We start from the raw sequence: 16,200 nt of genomic DNA, 5'->3' as shown, positions 1-16,200 counted from the left end.
TTAGTTAGCGTATTTTGCTTGGTTAAGGTATAAGTCAATGTTAGTTGCCTGAGAAGATGTTGGGTAATCTTCTTTAAGACTTGTAAACAACTCTTCTGCTTTGCTGTAATCATTTACCGCTAACGCTAATTTACCAGCTTTTAACAAGTAAACAGGAGCGATGGCTTTATTTTGGGAAGTAGTTGCTGCTTCAGAAAAATAATCCAAAGCTTCTTCCGTATTGTTTTGCGCAAAGTAAGCATCACCGATACTTCCGTCAATCACTGTTTTTAAAACAGGATCAGAAGTAGAAACACTTTTTAAATAATCAATAGCCTTCTCATATTCCTTTAAATTAAAATAAGAAATACCTGCGTAATATTTAGCTAAATTTCCAGCATCTGTACTTCCGTAGTTGTCAGCAATATCAATTAATCCGTAGTTTCCATCAGCACCATTTAAAGCTGTATTAAAGTCATCTGCATTATCACTAGTGTTGGCTTTGGTAAAAGCTTGCTTTGCGTATACCAATGCATTGGCGGCTTTCTTTTCTGTAGGAATTTCAATAAACTGCGTATACCCAATATATCCAAAGATAATGACTACGGCAGCTACCAAACCAATTAATAAAGGTTTACTGTTTTTCTCTATGAACTGTTCTGATTTGTTGGCGGTTTCCTCCAAAGTATTAAAAACTTCGGCAGTGGTGCTTTCTTCCACAGTTCCTTCGTTATCTACAATTACTTCTTCCTCCTCAATCTCAACAGATTTCTTATAACCTCTTTTTTGGTATGTAGCCATGGGAATATATTATGTTTTTATAATTAAATTTTAATCCAAGTTGGACAAAAATAGTTTTTTTAATCGAATATCAAAACTGTGGATTCGCTAAAAAAATGATAAATTGCGAATCCTTTTTAAGAGAGATAAAACAAAAATGCATTTAAAAAAAATATCACTAGTTAATTATAAAAATATTTCATCAGAATTGTTTGAATTTGATGCTAAAATAAACTGTTTTGTGGGGAACAATGGAGTGGGAAAAACCAATGTTTTAGATGCTATTTACTATTTGTCATACACCAAAAGTTATTTTAATGCGGTAGCAACTCAAAACATTAAGCACGGAGAGGACTTTTTTATGGTTGAAGGAGATTATTTAATGGACGATGAGCGTTTAGATAAAATTGTTTGTAGTCTTAAAAGGGGAACGAAAAAAATTGTAAAAAGAAACGGAAAAGCCTACGAAAAGTTTTCTGAACATATTGGCAGCTATCCATTGGTCATCATCTCTCCGTCGGATAGAGACTTAATTGTAGAGGGTAGTGAGACCAGACGTAAGTTTATGGATGGAGTAATTTCTCAGCAGGACCCAGTTTATTTGCAAAATTTAGTAAACTACAACAAAGTACTTGCACAAAGAAACGCACTGCTAAAGTATTTTGCAGCGAATAGAGTTTTTGACGGACTCAACTTAAGTGTGTACAACGAGCAGCTACAGGAGCTCAGTAGCTATATTTATGAAAAACGTGTTTGGTTTTTAAAAGAATTTGCTCCAATTTTTAATAGTTGCTATCAAGAAATTAGTAATTCTAAGGAAGAGGTAGATATTAACTATAAAACGCAGCTTCATGAAAAACCGTTACTAGATTTATTTGAAGAAAATTTGTTTAAAGACAAACTACTGCAATATACTTCTGTAGGAATACACAAAGATGATTTGGTGTTTGAATTGAATGATTACCCTATTAAAAAGTTTGGTTCGCAAGGGCAGCAAAAATCTTACTTGATTGCTTTAAAATTGGCTCAGTTTGAGTTTATGAAACAGCTCACGGGTAAAAAACCTATTTTATTGTTTGATGATATTTTTGATAAGCTAGACGAAAACAGAGTATCGCAAGTAATTAACTTAGTGAACAAAGATCATTTTGGACAAATTTTTATTACGGATACTCATAGCGACAGAACAGAGGCTGTTGTAAAAAAGACAAATCAACCCTACAAAATATTTCACTTATAATGGCAAAGAGAAAAATAGATCAAAGGGCTGTTAGAAATAGTGAATCTAATCCGATAAGCGATTTGATGAAGCACTTTATTAAAGCCAACAACTTAGAAAAAGGTTTTCAGAAAATTTCTATAGAAGAAGAGTGGATTAAATTGATGGGACCGGGCGTAAAATCTTATACAGAAAAAATCACATTAAGAGGAGGTACATTAATTGTTAATATTTCTTCGGCTTCTCTAAGAACTGAGTTGAGTTACGGCAAAGAAAAAATTCAAACGATGATGAACGAAGCTTTAGGGGAAGAGTTGATTCAAAAAGTGGTCCTAAGGTAGCACACCTCAGCTAAGTTTAGACTTAAAGCATTAAATTCACAGACGTTTGTTACAGCAACTAAAACAGCGTTGTGCTAATAAAAAAAGTACTTACATACTTGTGACTAGGGTTCTGTATATCATCAGAAAGTAAATAACTCCCTCTATATCCAAGTCCAATTTCAGATTCACCTATACTAAAAAAAGTATTGTCAAAAATAATTTCGAAACCCGTAGAATCTTGCTCTGTTTTTTGATTACCATATAGAGTTATGTTACTAAAATCAGCAAACAAGTTGGCTCTTATTCTTCTAAAATAGGTAATTCCCCAAAGTCCAAAATCAGGATATAGCAGAGGCAATTGGTAGTTGTAAGAAAGTTTAAAAGCTTTTTTATTTATTAACGTCTCAAATCCTCTTGCATAGTTGAAAGTATCTGCATTTAAATTAATATATCTAAAGCCATCGTTTACCGTATTTAGTTGGTAGTTAGCGGTGAGGTATGAATTGTGCGTGCTTATTAATCCTGGTAAAAATATACGATTATTTGTTTTGAAAAAATGACCTTTAAAAATTCCATTTAGTGCTTGGTCAAACTTTAAAAAGCTAGAAAAACCAGCACGAGTGTTAATATGTTGTCTGGCTTTCTGCCTTAGACTAGAGAGAGAAACAGTACTTTCTAAAACACCAAAAAAAGGAGAGTCCAATTGAGTAACATTGTTATTGTTATCTGTAAAGGTTCTATCAAAAATTTTCTCGTACTCGTACCCCACGTTGATGGTCATGTTATTACTGTAATTACCGTTAATTTGTGACAAAGGAATGGTAACACTTGGGTTTAAGGAAAGTTGTTGGAATTGAATATTACCAGCGTTGCTGTTAATAGAATCGTTGTAATCTCGGTGTTTGTACTCTAACCCCAAACTAATCATAGGAAACCATTTTTTGTAAGAAGCAACGGTGGCAACCCCAAAAGAATTGTTTTCATTTAAATAAACCTCAGTGCCAGCTGCTAAGTTAAAGTCGTTTAAAAGATTGGTCGCTGTAACGTTTGCAGAAATAATCTGATCATTAAATCCATAAGACCAATCATGAAACTTTAAATCTCCCAAAATAGAATTGTAGCTCTCAGTTGCGTATGACTTGCTGTCTATTTTGTTTAAGATAGAACCCTTTTCAAATTCAACGGTTTTATCGTTGTTCCAATCCATTTTAACAGGCTCTTTATGCTCAAAAGGAGTAGAAGTTATTTGTGTGTACGATATTTTTGTGCCTTTACTGGTTCTTTCTGTAAAATACAAAGTATCATTTGCTACGCTGGGCTGATAAGCTCCAATATGTACATTGGTTATTTGGTATATATTAGGTTTGTTGGTATTTAGTGCAGATTGATAAATATTATCTATTCCGTTAAAAGAAGCACTGTAATACACTTTATTCTGATGTACATATAAGTTGTTAATAGTGTGGCTCGTCCAAAGTGTGATTTGTTTTTCCTTGAGGTTTTTATCAATTAAAAAGATGGCTACTTTATGATGCTCTTGTTTTACATAAATAAAAGAATCATCCTTGTAAAACTTAGGTCTGCTAATATGGCCTGTCAAATTAATTTCCTTTAAGACAGAACCATCTTTGCTATCCAAAACTACCAGACGACTTTCGCTTTGGTTGCCATCTACAACTACTACTTTAGAGTTGTCGTTATTAAAGCTGGGTGAAAAATATCGTTTTTTATAGGAAAGTCTCTTTTTCAGTTGAGTAGCAATGTTATAGATATAAACATCATTGTAATCGGTATAGTTGTATCTTGGATGATAAGAAGCTCCTGTATATACAATTTGATTTTTTTCGTACTCAAAGTAATCATCTATATTGATGTGGGCTGAGGTCATTTTTTGCTCTTTTCCCAAAGTATCAATTTCGTAAAATGCAGGGATTTTACTCAAGGTACTTTTCAACGCAACGATTTTTTTATTGTCCATCATTTGCGGAAAACTATAAAACGCTACTGTTTCCGAGGGTTTTATGTAGGATTTATATTTGCTAGTAGCTAAAGAATCTCTTTGCTGTTGCCATCTAACCTTGTTACTATTAGCAGATATTTGATAGAGTTTTTTTGTAGTTAGCCCTGTTTCTTTTTTCATGAAATGGCTAAAACTATAAAAAGGAAATCTGTAAGACGATGCTTTTCGAGCAATATCATCTAGTTGATTTTGATCATAGTGATTTCGATAGTAATTCAACATTTGGTAACCTGTGGGATATTGATTGGGAACCAAACTTTTATAAGAGCCGTTCCTTATTTTAGCGTAACTATATAATTCTGAGTTTTCTTGATATAATGCACGTTGTAAAGAAGTAAAGCTTGGCAATCTACCTCTACCACTTTCTGTTAAAGCAGTTTCCATTACTACTGCATCTCCTTCAAAATACCAATTAGGGATTGCAAGGATACTCCCAACAGCCCAGCCAGACTCACCAAACAAACTATAAAGTATACTCGTAAAGCCACTTTTGTGATTCAAAAATTGTTGAACATGTCTGTATTCGTGAATTGCCAAAGTGCTGAGCCAATCCGTTGTGCCCAAGTCGTTAAAAGTAGGAGGTGGGGTGTTAAAAAATTCACTTCTGAAAGGGCTGTAAGTCACAAATCCGTTAGATTGTGTGGTGTTGGCTCTTAAAATAATAGCTATCGGTTCGCCATGGTAACCGATGGATTTATAATTGTGTTTTTGAATATACTCAATGGTATTGGCAATTTTTAAAGCATCTTTTTCTTGATTTTCTTTATAGATAACTTTAGTATGTGGAGTAACCACTTCTTTCCATTGTTGAGGTTCGTGCTGATTTTGAGACCATAACACGGCTTGAAAAAAAATAAAGAGATAAGTCAAACATTTCTTTTTCATAAATACAAATCTATAAGAGGTGTGCATCAACTATCAAAAAATTAAAGAATGTGGTTAATCATACACACTAATGTTTTAGTATTCCAGTAATTTTATTTGAATAACCCTATTAAAATCATCAGTATATTACTTCTTTCTTTTAGCTGCGACCACTAACTCTATTTTTTCTAAGGTAGTAGTCGTAGTAAATATACCATAATTAATGGTTACTTTCTTTTTATCTATTTTTTCAATGGTACCACACGCTCTGCTGTCTACCAGCCTTACTTTATCTCCAATTTTAAAAACATAACTAGCTTTTTTTTCAGCAGCAATTTTTTCTTCTTTCTTTTTCTCCTCCCTTACCGTGGTCACTTTGTCTAAAACCTCTTTTTCAGTTTGTTTGAGAGCTTTAGCCACAGCAACTTTTTGTTGTTTTTCTTTAACTTTTTGAGTTTTGGATTTTTTTATTTTGGGGTGTGCTTTTTCATATTTTACTTTTTCTATCAAAACCCATTTATCAAACTCAGTTTTAAACTCCTTTTTATTATTGGTTTGAAAGTATTTATTAAATAGCTCGTTAGTTTTTCTACCAATCCCTAAAATCCTTTGGTTCGTGTCGTATAATGCCTGAAAACTCTCAAGTTTTTCTTGCACTCTTGCTTCTTTTTCTGCCAACATATCAGCGTGCTCTTTGGCTTTAGAACTTTGGTGTTCCATATCCAAAGTGTTGCGTTGTAAATTGGTTCTTTCTTGTTGTAGTTTGGAAATAGTTTTATCAAAACGAACCTTGGACTTGTCAATTTTCTTTTTGGCTCGGTTAATTAAACTGTACGGAATTCCATTTTTTTGAGCAACCTCAAAAGTAAAAGAACTACCTGGTTGCCCAATAAGCAGTGTAAACAAAGGTTCTAACGATTTTGCATCAAAAGCCATATTTGCATTTACCACATTTTCTAATTCATCTGCCAGGACCTTTAAATTGGTGTAATGTGTAGTAATCACCCCGTAGGCACCACGCTCATAAAATTCTTCTAAAAATATTTCTGCCAAAGCACCACCTAGTTCAGGATCGGAACCCGTTCCAAATTCATCAATTAAAAACAAGGTGTTGTTGGTGCATTTTTTTAAAAAACCTCGCATGTTTTTAAGTCGATAGCTATAGGTGCTCAACTGATTTTCTATAGATTGATTATCTCCAATATCTGTTAAAATATGATCGAAGAAATGGATAGAACTATGCTCGTGTACAGGAATTAAAATAGCACTTTGAATCATTACTTGTAACAGACCAATGGTTTTAAGCGTGATACTTTTACCACCCGCGTTTGGTCCCGATATCACAATAATTTGCTGCTCTTTATTTAGTTTGATGGATTGGGGAATAACCTTTATGTTCAGTTTTTTATTCTTTTCAAGTAGAATAGGGTGGTAAGCATTGATATAATCTGCCTCCTTGTTTTTTGAGAACACAGGTTTGATACCCTCAATTTCTTGCGCATGCAACGCTTTGGCTTTTAAAACATCTAAATGCACTAAAATTTCTAAATATTGTTGTAATAACGGATGATAAACTCTAAGGTCATCTGTTAAAATTCTCAAAATCCTATCGATCTCTTTTTTTTCTTCTAAAACAAGCTCTTGTAATTTTCTATTAAAATTAAGAGAACTTTCCGGAGCAATGAAAATAATGCTTCCGGTTTTAGAAGTTCCCATAATACTCCCTTTCACCTTTTTTCTATGAATGGCTTGGACAGCCAACACAGGTTGATTTTCTATAAAAGATTCTCTAATATCATCTAAAAAACCAGCTTTGGCATACTTGGATAATTCTCTATTAAATGATGCTCCAATTTGGCTTCTTACCACATTTAAGTCTTTTCTAATATTGTTTAAATGCTGAGATGCTTTGTTGAGTACTTCTCCGTAGGTAGAGATAATTTTAAAAATCTCATCTACAATATTTTTGGTGTATTCAATTGGAGAGATTAAACGAAATAATTCAGGGTAGTACTCAGTGTATTTATTAAAAAACAAAATAATCTCGTTTACAGTATTAGAAATATTGGCAATTTTTAAAAAAGACTCTGGTAAAAGTTTACTCCCTTCAATTTTTAGCAACTGTATTTCTTTTTCAATATCATCAAAATAATGATTCGGTATGCGGTTTTCACTAATTAAAGAGCCTAAATATTCGTTTACCTGAGCGAGTGCAATTTCTAAATCGGGTTTGTTAGAAAAAGGGATGATGTTCAATACTTTTTCTTTTCCTTTTTCAGAACCACAGTGTTGTGAAATACTTTGTAAGATGATAGAAAATTCTAAATCCTGTAAGGTTTTATCGGAAATGGATGCCATGTAATATTTCGGTTAATTATTTTAGGATACGAGCAAAAGTAATTATAAAAATAGTAGTAATATCGTAGTCAAATTACTTTATTACTTATATAAAAACGATATGAATATAAAGATAGAAGAAAGTTGGAAACAACAACTGAATACAGAATTTGAAAAACCTTATTTTAAAGATTTAATTGAATTTGTAAAGCAAGAATATACAAATCATACCTGTTATCCTGCGGGCAAAAATATTTTTGCGGCCTTTAACCATTGCTCATTTAACGATGTTAAAGTTGTTATTATTGGTCAGGATCCATACCATGGGCCTAATCAAGCAAACGGTCTTTGTTTTTCCGTGCACAACGGTATCAATCATCCGCCCTCGTTAATTAATATGTTTAAAGAATTGGAAAAAGATTTAGGATGTAGTTATCCCCAAAGCGGAGACTTATCTGCATGGGCAAAACAAGGTGTTCTGTTATTAAATGCAACTTTAACGGTACAAGCGCATCAAGCGGGTTCGCATCAGGGAAAAGGGTGGGAGACTTTTACAGATGCGGTTATTCAAGCAGTATCAAATCAAAAAGAACGTGTTGTATTCTTATTGTGGGGAGGGTTTGCTAAGAAAAAAGGAAAGAAGATTGATGCAAATAAACATCATGTTTTAACCACCGGTCACCCGTCACCCTTGAGCGCTAACAGAGGTTATTGGTTTGACAATCATCATTTTAGTGAAACTAACGAGTATTTGATAAAAGAAGGATTACAACCCATAGATTGGTGTTTAGCATAATTGAGGGCTGTGTCAAAATTAAAAAACCTCGTTCTATCAATGGATAGAACGAGGTTTTTTAATTAAATCATAAGAAAAACTCATGCTAAATATTAAAGCAATGCCAATAGCTAATATTTAAAATCGATAACTCATAAAAATGTTATTGTCTGTAAATTAAAAGGTTAAGGGATTTATTTTTTATGATGGATGATGTTTGTTATAAACAAAAGTTTATCTTTATAGCCTAAACAAAAACAAGATAAATTATGATGAAAAATTACTCAATGAGAGCAATTAAAGGTCTAACCCTCTTTACGTTGCTTTTTTTTGCTAAACAAGCGAATTCGCAAAGAATAAATTTTTTTAACCCTCCTAAAGAATTAAGTATCATCTATACTACAGATGAAAACAAAACCCTAGGAGATGTTTACAATCAAGTTCAACAAGAATTGTTAAATAGTATAGGTGGAGACATATTTCTGCCTAAAGCTGATGAACTTAAGGTCGATATTGTAGAAGAAGAACCAGAACTTCCTGTTTTTATCTATACTACACCTTTTTCTACTGATTCACCCTTAAGTGGAGATACTAAAATTGTAAGCGGAACTACTTACTTCGCTCAATTAAACCCTTCAGCACTTCCTTTTCTAGTTCCGTTCGCACCTTTAGTTCCTGTAACTATTACTGAGATTGGAGATGAGGAAATAGAATTTTCCAATGATTTTGAGGGGAAATTAAGTGACTTTGAAGAACAATTTAATACTCAATTGGGATTTGAATTAAAGTGGTATGATAACCCATTCGAAAGTCCATTTGAAACAGAAGTCGACGATGATACAGTTGTAGAAGATAAGGATACTTATTTTCTTGCTCAAGTAAAAAATGAAGTGATTAGAAACACTTTGGAAAATGAACAGGAAGGAGCAATTAAATCCTTTAAATTCTTTTTGGCGAATGAAGATAGAAGAGATGAGCAAGGTTTTTTATTTACGTTAGTAGAAGTGTTAAATGATGATACTTTAGAAAAAGAGTACAAGATTTACAGACAAAATTATTTTGTAAATGAAAGACTTTCAGGACCAATTCCACTTCCTTCAAAAGCCAATAAAACAAAAAATATTGTTATTGATGGAGAAGAAGATGATGATGATTTTGACAATGAAGCGATTTTAATGTATTCTACATCGAACAAAATTTACGACTTTGAAATTACAAGAGCCCATAGATTATATGTCTTAGAAGATTTTTCTGGATTCATTGAAGATCTCGATGATGATGAGGAGGATTTAGCTACCTTATCAGCAAAAAGTACAGTAGACTTTGTTGATGATGAAAATTATGAGAGGGCGATTAAAGAAGTATATTACGACGAAGAAGATGGTTCTGAATCTACTACTTTGTTTGTAAACTTTGGAATAACAGAAATTGCTTTACTATCACCAACCATAGGATTCGATCGATTGTATTTTGTAAGAAAGAATGTTGAGCATGATGTTGTTATTCCTGCTAAAGCAAATTTTTCATCAGATAGTGAGCCAAGCGAGGATCCAAGTATCAATTACGCATTATTCAGTGGTTTCGTTGATGATGGTGATTTAATATCTATTGATGAAGAAATTCCTTTCTCCGAAAATAAAATCAGCAAAATTAAGACTGATAATTTGGGTAATGTATATTTTATCAATAACGATAAATCGCTTGTAGGTATTGAGAGCTTTCCGCTTGAACTTGATTTTTCATCAGTTATTTCAAGTCCTAGCGAAGATGACAGTCCAAGTGCTTTTGCAACTACATTTATTAGTTTTGAAGACATAGATTTTGGAGGTACCAACATTAAAGATTTTACTGTAAATAATGACTTTCCTAGGCCATTTGGAGGTGATGTTTTTCTTACAAAACAATCTAAAGCTAACTTTACAAACTCATTACCAAGCTTTAATATTTTGATAACACCTGATAATGAAGATCTTGAAGATGATTTGGAAATTGGTGAAGGTGAATTAGTTAGATCTGTAAATGTAGAAGAACCTCTTGGAGGCATTGCTGCTATTTTAAAGGTAGAACCTTCCCCGTTTATATTTGATGGACCAGTGTTTAAAGTAAACAATGATGGTGACGAAGAAGATGATTTAGACGAAGAAGACGAGGATGATATATCAATACCGTTTTCTGGTTTAATGAGAGGTTATACTGTTGCTTTATTTGGAGAAGATGCGGCTGATGATGAAATTTACTTATTATTTAACGTACAAGATATCACACTAGATCCTAACGGAGATTTATTTGTGTTAGATAGCGATGTATTCGATTTATTTGATGTAGATAGAGAAGAGGAGCTTCTCACTAAAGCAAATAACGATGTATTTGAACCGATGGCTCCAGCCAGTATTACCATGTTAGAAGAGAATTCTGTTGAGTCTAACAGAGTGTCTGTTACGTTTGTAGAATCGTCTACACTTTCTAATGAAGTTCTTTTTGCTACTAACAAGGTAAGTGCTTATCCTAATCCTGCAATAAATAGTATTAAGATAAACTTACTAGCAGCTAATGGAACCGTTCAAATTTACAGTCTTGATGGTACGCTCGTAAAGTCAATAACAAACTATGTAGACAATACATCTATAGACGTATCTAGTTTAACTCCGGGTATGTATGTGCTAAGTATTGAGGCAAAAAATAAATTGACTACGCAAAAGTTAATTATACAGTAATTAATATTTATTGTACAAATCAAATAAAAAGCGACTTCCAATATTGGAAGTCGCTTTTTTAATTCTCTAAATAGAGTTATATAATATTATTATTCTAATACAGCCTCACAGAGTGTTTATTCGAGTTTTGCAAGGCTAACCCCCAACTCTTTTTACTTTGTAATTGTCTTTAGTGAGGATATCCATAATTTTATCTCTCACGTTTCCTTGTATAATAATTTCTCCATCTTTTACACTTCCACCAACTCCACACTTATTTTTTAAAAGTTTTCCTAAAGCTTTTAAATCATTGTCAGTTCCAATAAATCCACGAATAACAGTTACCGTTTTACCACCTCTTCCTTTGTTAGAAAAGACAGCTTCCAGGTTTTGTTTGTGATTGGGCAAAGTTTCGTTTTCTTTTTCTCCACTATCAAAATAAACATCATCATTAGTTGAATAGGCAAAAGCACCGAGCGCAGAAAGGTCGTTTAATTTTTTAGGCATTAGGTAGATTTTATAGTGTTTTCCTTTACAAACAAAAGTACACAGAAACCCTGAAAAAGTAAACCCAATATAATTAAATAGTAAAAAGGTATTTTGATATGATTGATATTAATGTCTCCCACTAAAATTCCAAAAAGTATACAAACGGTTCCTATGAGTATAAATACTAATTTAGAGGTACTTATCTCGTTCGGATTCCTATTGCTCTTTCGTCTCCTTCTTGTTTTTTTTGGAATGCTTGACATTTATCATTAAACTTATGTTAACAAATTTAATGATTTAGTGCAATATTCCTATAAACATTAGTTTATTAATCCTAATTCTTTTAATCTTTCTATAAGATATGCACCTGCAGTAATGTCATCGAACTTTTTTGGATGATTCGATGATACACAATTATTCAAACAAGTCAAGTCCATCGTTGGGATAGGGTGCATAAAGAATGGAATAGAATACCTTGATGTATTCCATAATTCTTTAGGAGGATTTGTTACTTGGTGTATGGTAGATTTTAGTTTATTGTTGGTTAGTCTTGAAAGCATGTCTCCAACATTAATCATCAGTTCATCGGGTTGCGCAATAGCATCAATCCAATTACCGTTAAGGTCTTGGACTTGCAAACCCTTGCCTTGTGCACCCATCAATAGCGTAATTAAATTAATATCTCCGTGTGCGGCAGCTCTCACGGCACCTTTAGGAGCTGTTTTAATAGGAGGGTAGTGAATAGGTCTTAATATGCTGTTTCCGTTTTTAATAAACTCATCAAAATAATACTCATTAATGTTTAAGTAGATAGCCAACGCTCTTAAAACGTATTTGGCTGTTTTTTCTAGCTCTTGATATACCTTCTTTCCTACCGCATTAAAATTAGGAAGTTCTTCTACTACAACGTTAGGAATTAAAACTCTCTGTAGACTTTTTGGCAACGAAGTTTTATCATCTACATATTGTCCAAAATGCCAAAATTCTTTTAAATCTCCTTCTTTTTTTCCTTTTGCACTTTCTTTTCCGAAAGAGGTATAGCCTCTTTGTCCACCCAATCCTTCTATCTCGTATTTGGATTTGATGTTTTCAGGTAAATCAAAAAAGTTTTTAATTTCTTTATACAGTTCTTCAATCAACTCCTCAGATAAAAAATGACCACTAAGGGCTACAAATCCAATCGTATGGAAAGCATTTCCAATTTCGTTGACGAATTGTTGCTTTTTAGAGGGTTCATTAGTTAAAAAAAGCTCAAGATTTACGGAAGGAATTTTTTGCATATTATTTTTTGTAAATAGGAATTCTATAAGAGATCGTATAATTTATATTGGATCCGTTCCCGTTTTGACTAATACTGCCAAAACCAGGGCTGTAGGTGTTTTCAAAATTATTGGGTTCTTTAGTTGTGATGATTTTGCTAATATTTATCATAAACCCCAAATATAAGTTACTTATTACCTCTACTTTAACACCAGCGACCAACTCTACCCAATGAGCATTGAGTGCCTCAAATTTAGTTGCATCATTGATTTCTCGAATAGGAAAATAAGTACCTTCTTGAAAAATAGTATAATGATTAAGCTGATTACTAAAATTGCTGAACCCATACCTAAAACCTACATACAATTCGTTATCCATATTAAGCCAATTTGTGTATAAATTGTAATTTAAACCAGCTTTTACATATTGTCCTGTAACGGTATGATTAAAATTTTCTTCATCGATAGTTTTATCAGAATACCCTAATTCGCCTGCAATAAATAAACGAGTATTTAATCTCCAATCTCCTACGATTTCAATGCCCTTAAAATCTTCTTGGGTATAAGATAGTATCGGCTTTATGATATCTACACCTAACCTCAATCCATATGTTTTAGGGTGATAATTAACGTTTTTTATTTGCAAACTATCTTTTTTTGTAGATAGAGCGTTTTGTTGCGCGTGTATGTTTTGCGAAACAAAAATAATCACTAAAATAAGTCTAGTGCAATATTTCAACATGAGCATTATTTTCGTTAGTAATATTACTAGTTAAGCTTTTAGCATCAAGTAGCCAATCATTATTGGTCGTAGAGATTGATACGTTTTTAAATGTGCTTTTAAAGCCACATTCTTTTGAGACATACACATCTTCAATATCGTAATTAAGGGTAATGGTTTCTGAGCTTTGTACACTGTCGTTAACCACTCTAGCTAAAAAATAGGTCACTGAATTAGATTGTGTATTGATAGGAATTACCAACGAATCCAATGCAGTGTTTCTAATAAGAGTATCTAAGTTAATAGCTCCTACGTTGAGTGTAATAGGTTTTATAGTATCTGTATTGATATCTCTAAATCTAATAATAAGATTTGGAGTAGTGTCATCCAAACAAAATTCGTCTTGACAGCCTATAGAAAAAAGGATCAACAGTATAGCTACAAATGTTTTTTTCATAGTTTCAAATATAAAATATTACAAAGAAATTAAACGTATATAATAACAAGATGTTGTAAAAAAACAAAGGGCTATTATTTAAATAATAGCCCTTTGTTTTTATTTGGATGTTGAGTTAATCTCTTTTACGTCCCCAAGATTTGTTCTGTACACGAGAAGATCTTTCTCTGTTTCCATCACTATCATCTCTTCTACGTCCTTTGAAGTCTCCTTTGTTTGCATCTCTATCTCTTCTAGGTCTGTCGTTTCTATCACCACCTCGACCTCTAAAGTTTCCACCGTCTCTTCTTGGTCTTCTGTCTCCACGGCCACCACGTCCACGGTCTCCACCGCCACCGGCACGACGTTTTTTGGTGATTTCTACATTTACAGATCTTCCTTCAAATTCTGGAGCGTTGTTTAAAAATGCTTCTATGGTTTCACTTTCAAAGTTTTTATCTAATTCAAAGAAAGAGAAAGTATCTAAGATTTCTATCTGACCAATTTCTACATTGTTAGTAATGTTCTGGTCATTAATCAATCCCATCAATCGAGGAGGAGTAAGACTATCTTTACGTCCAATGTTAATAAAGAAACGGGTCATATTTTCATCATCTCTTCTTCTTCCTCTATCATCTCTATCTCTAGATTCTCTTGTATCGTTAATGTCTTTAGCATTAGCGTAGTATTCTAAGAAAGCATTAAATTCAACAGAAATAAATTTTTGAATCAACTCTTCTCTAGACAAACCTTCAAATTGTTCGTAAATATTTTCTAGATATCCAGAAATCGCTTCTGTATTGATGTCTGTATTTTTTACTTTTTCAACTAATTTGAACAACTGAACTTTACAAATTTCTTCTCCGTTAGGAATTTCTCTTTTGATAAATTTCTTTTGAATTTTACGCTCAATTGGTCTTAATTTTCCTACCTCTCTATTGGTTACTAAAACAATAGAAACTCCCTTGTTACCAGCTCTACCAGTACGACCACTACGGTGTGTATAAGCCTCATTTTGGTCTGGTAATTTATGGTTGATAACGTGCGTAAGGTTGTTTACGTCTAATCCACGAGCAGCAACATCTGTAGCTACCAACATTTGAATGTTCTTGTTACGGAATTTTTGCATTACATTATCACGCTGAGCTTGAGATAAATCTCCATGTAAAGAATCAGCATTGTAACCATCAGCAATTAATTTTTCTGAAACCTCTTGACATTCACGTCTAGTTCTACAGAAAATAATTCCATAAATATCTGGATTGATATCAGCAATACGTTTAATAGCTGCATAACGATTACGCTCTGTTACTACATAATATTCATTACTTACGTTATCAGAACCTGTGTTTTTTGTTCCCGCTGCTATTTCTGCAGGTTGGTGCATATAGTTACGAGCAATAGCTTCTACTTCTCTTGGAAAAGTTGCAGAAAACAATAAAGTTTGCTTTGTTTCTGGAGTAGCTTCTAACACAGCATCTAAATCATCTTTAAATCCCATGTTTAACATTTCATCAGCCTCATCTAAAACAAGCCATTGAATGTTTTCTAATTTTAATTTTCTTCTGTTGATTAAATCTACAGTTCTACCAGGAGTACCCACAACTATTTGAGCACCACGGTTTAATTTTCTAGCCTGATCCTCTAAACTAGTACCTCCGTAAACGGTAACAGTTTTTAAACCTTTAATATTTCTAGAAAATTTTTGGATTTGATCTCCAATTTGTACTGCTAATTCACGCGTTGGCGATAAAATAATAGCTTGTACGTTTTGGTTATCTACATCAATTTGTTGTATAATTGGTAAACTAAAAGCAGCAGTTTTTCCTGTTCCTGTTTGTGCAAACGCTTTTAAATCGTCTGTAGAATTAATTACTTGGGGAATTGCTTTTTCTTGAATTTCTGATGGAGTTTCATACCCCATATCAATCAAGGCCGAAAGAATTTCTTCTTTCAAACCTAATTCGCTAAATGTCGACATATTGTTTGTTTAATGACTCACAAACATATTACGACTAGTTTGCAAATCTGATTATAAAAATGCAAATATACGTTAAATTATTGGATTAACCTATAAGTTGTGTAGTGCTTTGTATTCTAACCAGTCTAGGTATAGATCTTCGGTTTTTTTTCTTGCCCAAGGAGTTTGTCTTAAAAATTTAAGACTACTTTTAAAAGTAGGATGATTAGCAAAACAGTTAATACCTGTTTCTTTATTCATTTCTTCCCATCCTAAGTTTTCAATTAGCTCCGTTAAAATATCAGCGAGTTTAATTCCGTGTAAAGGGTTATTGGGTTGGGACAT

General features: G+C 32.9%; 13 protein-coding genes. 4 read left to right on the top strand and 9 right to left on the bottom strand.

What is annotated here, in order from left to right:
• Window positions 1-780, bottom strand: coding sequence for a YfgM family protein (locus tag ACXGQW_RS01910; RefSeq protein WP_457823423.1), 780 nt, complete (start codon window positions 778-780; stop codon window positions 1-3).
• Window positions 781-916: 136 nt separating this feature from the next.
• Here ACXGQW_RS01910 and recF point away from each other — a divergent pair, with 136 nt between their 5' ends.
• Window positions 917-1,999, top strand: coding sequence for a DNA replication/repair protein RecF (recF, locus tag ACXGQW_RS01905; protein WP_457823422.1), 1,083 nt, complete (start codon window positions 917-919; stop codon window positions 1,997-1,999).
• The gene (locus ACXGQW_RS01900; protein ID WP_457823421.1) at window positions 1,999-2,319 is read left to right on the top strand and encodes a DUF721 domain-containing protein; all 321 of its coding nucleotides are present in this window, start codon (window positions 1,999-2,001) and stop codon (window positions 2,317-2,319) included. The genes recF and ACXGQW_RS01900 overlap by 1 nt, the downstream gene beginning before the upstream one ends.
• Window positions 2,320-2,377: 58 nt before the next feature.
• On the opposite strand, the gene ACXGQW_RS01895 is transcribed toward ACXGQW_RS01900, so the two are convergent.
• Entirely contained in the window at window positions 2,378-5,206 is a 2,829-nt protein-coding gene (locus ACXGQW_RS01895; RefSeq protein ID WP_457823420.1) for a TolB family protein, read from the bottom strand.
• Between the two features lie 126 nt (window positions 5,207-5,332).
• Window positions 5,333-7,543, bottom strand: a complete 2,211-nt coding sequence (locus ACXGQW_RS01890) for an endonuclease MutS2 (protein ID WP_457823419.1) — start codon at window positions 7,541-7,543, stop codon at window positions 5,333-5,335.
• Window positions 7,544-7,643: 100 nt separating this feature from the next.
• Between ACXGQW_RS01890 and ACXGQW_RS01885 the strand changes: the two genes are divergently transcribed.
• Complete coding sequence (locus ACXGQW_RS01885) at window positions 7,644-8,318, top strand: uracil-DNA glycosylase (RefSeq protein ID WP_457823418.1); 675 nt, start codon at window positions 7,644-7,646, stop codon at window positions 8,316-8,318.
• A gap of 266 nt (window positions 8,319-8,584) precedes the next feature.
• Window positions 8,585-11,011, top strand: coding sequence for a T9SS type A sorting domain-containing protein (locus ACXGQW_RS01880; RefSeq protein WP_457823417.1), 2,427 nt, complete (start codon window positions 8,585-8,587; stop codon window positions 11,009-11,011).
• 135 nt (window positions 11,012-11,146) lie between these two features.
• Here the strand turns inward: ACXGQW_RS01880 and ACXGQW_RS01875 are convergent, their stop codons facing one another.
• From ACXGQW_RS01875 to ACXGQW_RS01850, 6 genes are all read right to left on the bottom strand, one after another.
• Window positions 11,147-11,497, bottom strand: a complete 351-nt coding sequence (locus tag ACXGQW_RS01875) for a translation initiation factor (RefSeq protein WP_457823416.1) — start codon at window positions 11,495-11,497, stop codon at window positions 11,147-11,149.
• A gap of 302 nt (window positions 11,498-11,799) precedes the next feature.
• Window positions 11,800-12,759: an isopenicillin N synthase family dioxygenase gene (locus tag ACXGQW_RS01870; RefSeq protein WP_457823415.1), complete on the bottom strand. Its 960-nt coding sequence runs from the start codon at window positions 12,757-12,759 to the stop codon at window positions 11,800-11,802.
• Window position 12,760: 1 nt separating this feature from the next.
• Window positions 12,761-13,480 carry a DUF6048 family protein gene (locus ACXGQW_RS01865; RefSeq protein ID WP_457823414.1) on the bottom strand — a complete coding sequence of 240 codons (720 nt, stop codon included), beginning with the start codon at window positions 13,478-13,480 and terminating at the stop codon, window positions 12,761-12,763.
• On the bottom strand, window positions 13,461-13,916 hold the full coding sequence (locus ACXGQW_RS01860; RefSeq protein WP_457823413.1) for a DUF6452 family protein: 456 nt from the start codon (window positions 13,914-13,916) through the stop codon (window positions 13,461-13,463). The genes ACXGQW_RS01865 and ACXGQW_RS01860 overlap by 20 nt, the downstream gene beginning before the upstream one ends.
• Before the next feature lie 115 nt (window positions 13,917-14,031).
• Entirely contained in the window at window positions 14,032-15,876 is a 1,845-nt protein-coding gene (locus tag ACXGQW_RS01855; RefSeq protein WP_457823412.1) for a DEAD/DEAH box helicase, read from the bottom strand.
• A gap of 90 nt (window positions 15,877-15,966) precedes the next feature.
• A complete protein-coding gene (locus ACXGQW_RS01850) occupies window positions 15,967-16,200 on the bottom strand; it encodes a VF530 family protein (protein ID WP_457823411.1) in 234 nt (77 codons plus the stop codon).

The sequence above is a fragment of the Wenyingzhuangia sp. IMCC45533 genome, assembly GCF_054111225.1.
This window is presented reverse-complemented; position numbering and strand designations above follow the sequence as displayed.

Excerpts from the sequence above, each read along its gene's own strand:
- ACXGQW_RS01855 (WP_457823412.1), bottom strand. The coding sequence starts at position 15,876 with ATGTCGACATTTAGCGAATTAGGTTTGAAAGAAGAAATTCTTTCGGCC.
- ACXGQW_RS01875 (WP_457823416.1), bottom strand. The coding sequence starts at position 11,497 with ATGCCTAAAAAATTAAACGACCTTTCTGCGCTCGGTGCTTTTGCCTAT.
- ACXGQW_RS01860 (WP_457823413.1), bottom strand. The coding sequence starts at position 13,916 with ATGAAAAAAACATTTGTAGCTATACTGTTGATCCTTTTTTCTATAGGC.
- ACXGQW_RS01900 (WP_457823421.1), top strand. The coding sequence starts at position 1,999 with ATGGCAAAGAGAAAAATAGATCAAAGGGCTGTTAGAAATAGTGAATCT.
- ACXGQW_RS01885 (WP_457823418.1), top strand. The coding sequence starts at position 7,644 with ATGAATATAAAGATAGAAGAAAGTTGGAAACAACAACTGAATACAGAA.
- ACXGQW_RS01890 (WP_457823419.1), bottom strand. The coding sequence starts at position 7,543 with ATGGCATCCATTTCCGATAAAACCTTACAGGATTTAGAATTTTCTATC.
- ACXGQW_RS01850 (WP_457823411.1), bottom strand. The coding sequence starts at position 16,200 with ATGTCCCAACCCAATAACCCTTTACACGGAATTAAACTCGCTGATATT.
- ACXGQW_RS01910 (WP_457823423.1), bottom strand. The coding sequence starts at position 780 with ATGGCTACATACCAAAAAAGAGGTTATAAGAAATCTGTTGAGATTGAG.
- recF (WP_457823422.1), top strand. The coding sequence starts at position 917 with ATGCATTTAAAAAAAATATCACTAGTTAATTATAAAAATATTTCATCA.
- ACXGQW_RS01895 (WP_457823420.1), bottom strand. The coding sequence starts at position 5,206 with ATGAAAAAGAAATGTTTGACTTATCTCTTTATTTTTTTTCAAGCCGTG.
- ACXGQW_RS01870 (WP_457823415.1), bottom strand. The coding sequence starts at position 12,759 with ATGCAAAAAATTCCTTCCGTAAATCTTGAGCTTTTTTTAACTAATGAA.
- ACXGQW_RS01880 (WP_457823417.1), top strand. The coding sequence starts at position 8,585 with ATGAGAGCAATTAAAGGTCTAACCCTCTTTACGTTGCTTTTTTTTGCT.
- ACXGQW_RS01865 (WP_457823414.1), bottom strand. The coding sequence starts at position 13,480 with ATGTTGAAATATTGCACTAGACTTATTTTAGTGATTATTTTTGTTTCG.